The organism is Streptomyces anandii JCM 4720 (assembly GCF_014650655.1).
Classification (GTDB): Bacteria; Actinomycetota; Actinomycetes; order Streptomycetales; family Streptomycetaceae; genus Streptomyces; species Streptomyces anandii.
The window spans coordinates 249,424-252,753 of record NZ_BMVJ01000007.1 but is presented as its reverse complement, the minus strand read 5'-3'; the positions used below and the strand labels follow the sequence as shown (position 1 = coordinate 252,753).

Below are 3,330 nucleotides of genomic sequence, written 5' to 3'. Positions count from 1 at the left end.
GTTCGGATCATGCGCCGGGCGTGGTCGCTGAGCCGGGCTTGGGCCAGCTCGGCGAGGAAGCGGATCGGGCGGTCCAGAGTGCCGGTCGCCGTCTCGGCGCCCTTGGTGGCGTACTTGGCGATGTACGCCGCTACGGCTCGCTCGGTCAGCTCCTGGCCGTCGTCGAAGTCGGCGGAGCGGATGGTGCGGATATCGAGCTGTCGGCCGAAGACGAAGCCGTGGGCCCGTCCGTCGACCTCCGGGCCGTCCACGCGCGCCGCGGTGGCGGCGGCTCGGATGGCGTCGGTGAGCAGCTCGGCTGACGCCCAGGCTGGGGGTGCGGTGTCTCCGCCTTCCGGGCCGTCGAGGCGGATGACCGCGTGGAAGTGGACCGCGCCGCGCTTTTGGTACTCGGCCACCTTCGCGAAGGAGATCCGTGCGTGATCGCGGAACGCGCGCTGGGTGAGGCCGGCGCGCTTGGCGACCTCCCGTCGGAGGTAGATCGAGAAGCGCCGCCAGAGAGCACCGGCGTGGGCGTTCCAGAGAACGGCCGCTTCGTAGTCGTACCTGTCCGGATCGAGCGGAGTGCCCAGGGCGGGATCCTGCTCGTCGTGGCGAATGCCGCACCGGCAGTTTCGACCGCCAGAGGGACGGTTGTGGACTGGCCCGAAGCTCGGGGCGGTGAAGGTGGCGAAAACGCGCGGATGGCTCGCCACGTGTTCCGACGTGCCCTTGCCGCCGCGGAGGCCAGCGGTGATCAGGTGGTAGGTGTCGCGGCGGTAGGTCTCGGCGCAGGCCGCGCACCGGGTAGCGCGGCGGTTGTTGCATCGGACGAGCAGCTGTCCGGCGGGGAGAGCGGCAGAGTCGAGGTGGCTGAGGACGTCGCCGATCTCGCCGGTTGCCGTGTCGACTTCGTATTCGGTGCGGTGGCCGTCAAGGCGGACGGGGTGGGTGCAGCCGCCCAGACCGGAGAGTTGGTGGGCCAGCTCCGGCATGGTGCCGAGGGAGGCCAACATGGAGAGTTCCGCCAGCGGGGGCAGAGTCTGCCGGGTGATGATGGGACTTCCTTTCAACGGTTCCGACGGTTGGGAGGGGCGGCCCCGGGGCGGCGGGATGCTTGGCGGCTTGTTGCCGCCCCGGTGGCCGGTCAGCGCTTGTTGGCGCCGTTGAGCAGGGAGCGCAGGACTACGGCGGCGATGGCTACCGACACGGCCGATATGGCGACAGCCGCCAGGAGCGCGGTGAGTACGACGCCGACGACGACCACGGCGGCGACCGTGCCCGCGTAGGGAGTCAGCGACCGGCCTGCGGAGGGCACCGGAGCCTGCGTCTGCGGAGGGACGGCCGGTGTCGTCGGTAACGTCGGAACGTCGGGGAGCTTGGGGCGGAACATGGCAAGTCTCCTTGTCACTTGTGGGTGCCGTTGACGACGCCGACCCCTGAGCGGGTGCCGGAGTCGATGGCCGGGGCGAGGAAGGTGTGGGAGAGGTAGAAGCCGAACAGGGCGATCACGACGGCGACCCAGAGACGGATACCGAGGAACTTGATCGCGGCCCAGGCGATGACGCCGAGGACGAAGACGAGCGGCAGCGAGACGGTCACGAGAGCTCCTCAGCGAACGGAGCAGCGGTGCGTGCGCGCGGCCAGCTCGGCGGCGGCGCGGCTGTCGTAGTCCGTGGAGAAGCCGCAGCGCGGGGCGGTGCAAGCGGCGGTGTGCTTCTCGCGGCCCCGGCCGTCGTAGTACGTGGCGACCTGAACGGGACCGATCCGGACGACGTTGCGGAAGCGGCGGTTGGCAGGCATCAGCGGGTCTCCTCGTCGTTCTCGCCGGTGAAGTCGGTGACGTGGTCGGCCAGCCAGCGCAAGATCTCGTCGCCCTCGTAACTGTCGGCGGCGAGGATCACCGGTTCGGCGATCAGCACAGCTTCGGTGAGGCGGTTCTGTCGGGTCAGCTCGGCGGCGCGCTTGAGCGTGCGGAGCGTGGACGGACGCAAGGGGGAAAGTCCTCCAGGATCAGGTGAGTTGAGATGCGATGACTTCGGCAAGCGGCATGGGGACGCCGAGCCGGGCGCGAAGCGTCGCGGTGTCGATAGCGCTTCCGGTCCGCGCATGGTGGTCTTCGGCAACCTTGCGGGCGTGAGCGACGAGTGCCGGCGGGACGGAGGGCATTGAGGGCGGAGCCACTTCCGGTTCCGCGACGGACAGTTCGGGAGCGGAGGAGGGTGAGACCGTGGCCTCTTCCACCACCGACGCCTCTTCGGGCTCCGGGCTGTCATGAGCGAGCAGCGTTCCGCCGAGGAAGGCCACGGCAGGCCACCCGGCGACCAGGATCCGCAGCCAGGCCGGTACAGCGCGCAGGTCGAGCAGCCCGGCGGTGGAGACGTTGGCGCCGAGCGAGGCGGTCAGCGCGACGAGGAACCAGCACCACCCGGCCGCCTTCGTTCCACCGGAACGGAGCCGCCGCCAAGCCGCCACCAACAGCAGGTCGACGGAGACCGGGTAGGCCCACGCCTTCCAACCGTGCTGACCAGCGGCCGAGGCCAGGTCGTGCAGATGCGCGAAGGACAGCGCGGCAGCGATCACCGCTTGAACGAGTACGGCGTCAAGTCGGACGGGCAAGGCACGCACCCGCGCCTCCTTCCGGTTCTAGGCATGGCGGGGTAGGGACTTGGCATGAGGCGGACACGCCGGCCGTTGGGGTGTGAGCGTTCTATTCGGTGACCGGAACCGGCTTGCGCAGCGATACCGGAGTGTCGATCGGCCGGAGCGGAACTGCGGGCCGGAAAGGTTCGAGGGCGGGTAGGTCGGGCACGAGGTGCGCCGATTCCCGGCAGACCTCAGCGGCCTCGCCGAGGGACAGGTACGGCGTGCGGATGCGGGACCAGCCGCCGGAGGTGTCACCGGCCACAGCAAGGCCAGGCCGTTCGGGGGCAATGGCGCAGGCGGCGTCGACCGCTTCGGGGGCGATGTCGCCGAGTGCCATCTTGGCGGAGGCTTCGTCGTTGACGCGGTGGCAGACCCGGCCGGTCAACTGGGCCCGGAGCATGGTGGCGCCCTTGCCGAGTTCGGCGCCGAAGCGCTGCCCGCAGACCTCCAGATAGATGCCGGCAGCGCGGCCGAGCTGGGCGAGGCGGATGAGCTGGGTGACCATCTCGTCGCGCCGTTCCTCGTCCTTCCTGGTGGCGATGAGGAAGAGTTCGGCCACCTCGTCGACGAAGAGCACGATCGGCACCGGTCGTTCTATCTCGGGCAGACCCCAGATGTCCGAGGTGATCTCTTCGCCCGGGGTGCCGGGCGCGATGCCCTGCCGCGCCTTGATCAGGTCGTACCGGTCCTCCATTTCCTGCACAA

At 69.8% G+C, this 3,330-nt stretch carries 7 protein-coding genes; all 7 read right to left on the bottom strand.

The window, feature by feature from the left end; translation table 11 throughout:
* Positions 1-995: replication initiator (locus IE249_RS15550; RefSeq protein ID WP_229858545.1), on the bottom strand; the 995-nt coding region annotated here is incomplete at its 3' end.
* Positions 996-1,126: 131 nt separating this feature from the next.
* Positions 1,127-1,372 (bottom strand): SpdD protein, encoded by a 246-nt coding sequence (locus IE249_RS15545; RefSeq protein ID WP_189705406.1) that lies wholly within the window; start codon positions 1,370-1,372, stop codon positions 1,127-1,129.
* A gap of 14 nt (positions 1,373-1,386) precedes the next feature.
* Positions 1,387-1,581 (bottom strand): hypothetical protein, encoded by a 195-nt coding sequence (locus IE249_RS15540; RefSeq protein WP_189705405.1) that lies wholly within the window; start codon positions 1,579-1,581, stop codon positions 1,387-1,389.
* A gap of 9 nt (positions 1,582-1,590) precedes the next feature.
* Positions 1,591-1,782, bottom strand: coding sequence for a mobile element transfer protein (locus IE249_RS15535; protein ID WP_189705404.1), 192 nt, complete (start codon positions 1,780-1,782; stop codon positions 1,591-1,593).
* Positions 1,782-1,973: an RING finger protein gene (locus tag IE249_RS15530; protein WP_189705403.1), complete on the bottom strand. Its 192-nt coding sequence runs from the start codon at positions 1,971-1,973 to the stop codon at positions 1,782-1,784. Before IE249_RS15530 ends, IE249_RS15535 begins: the two co-directional genes overlap by 1 nt.
* Positions 1,974-1,992: 19 nt before the next feature.
* Positions 1,993-2,607, bottom strand: coding sequence for a DUF2637 domain-containing protein (locus IE249_RS15525; protein ID WP_189705402.1), 615 nt, complete (start codon positions 2,605-2,607; stop codon positions 1,993-1,995).
* Between the two features lie 82 nt (positions 2,608-2,689).
* The coding region (locus tag IE249_RS37395) for an FtsK/SpoIIIE domain-containing protein (protein WP_268249698.1) at positions 2,690-3,330 on the bottom strand (641 nt) is incomplete at its 5' end.

Bases quoted from the DNA above. Each gene is read 5' to 3' on its own strand.
- IE249_RS15545 (WP_189705406.1), bottom strand. From the start codon at position 1,372: ATGTTCCGCCCCAAGCTCCCCGACGTTCCGACGTTACCGACGACACCG.
- IE249_RS15535 (WP_189705404.1), bottom strand. From the start codon at position 1,782: ATGCCTGCCAACCGCCGCTTCCGCAACGTCGTCCGGATCGGTCCCGTT.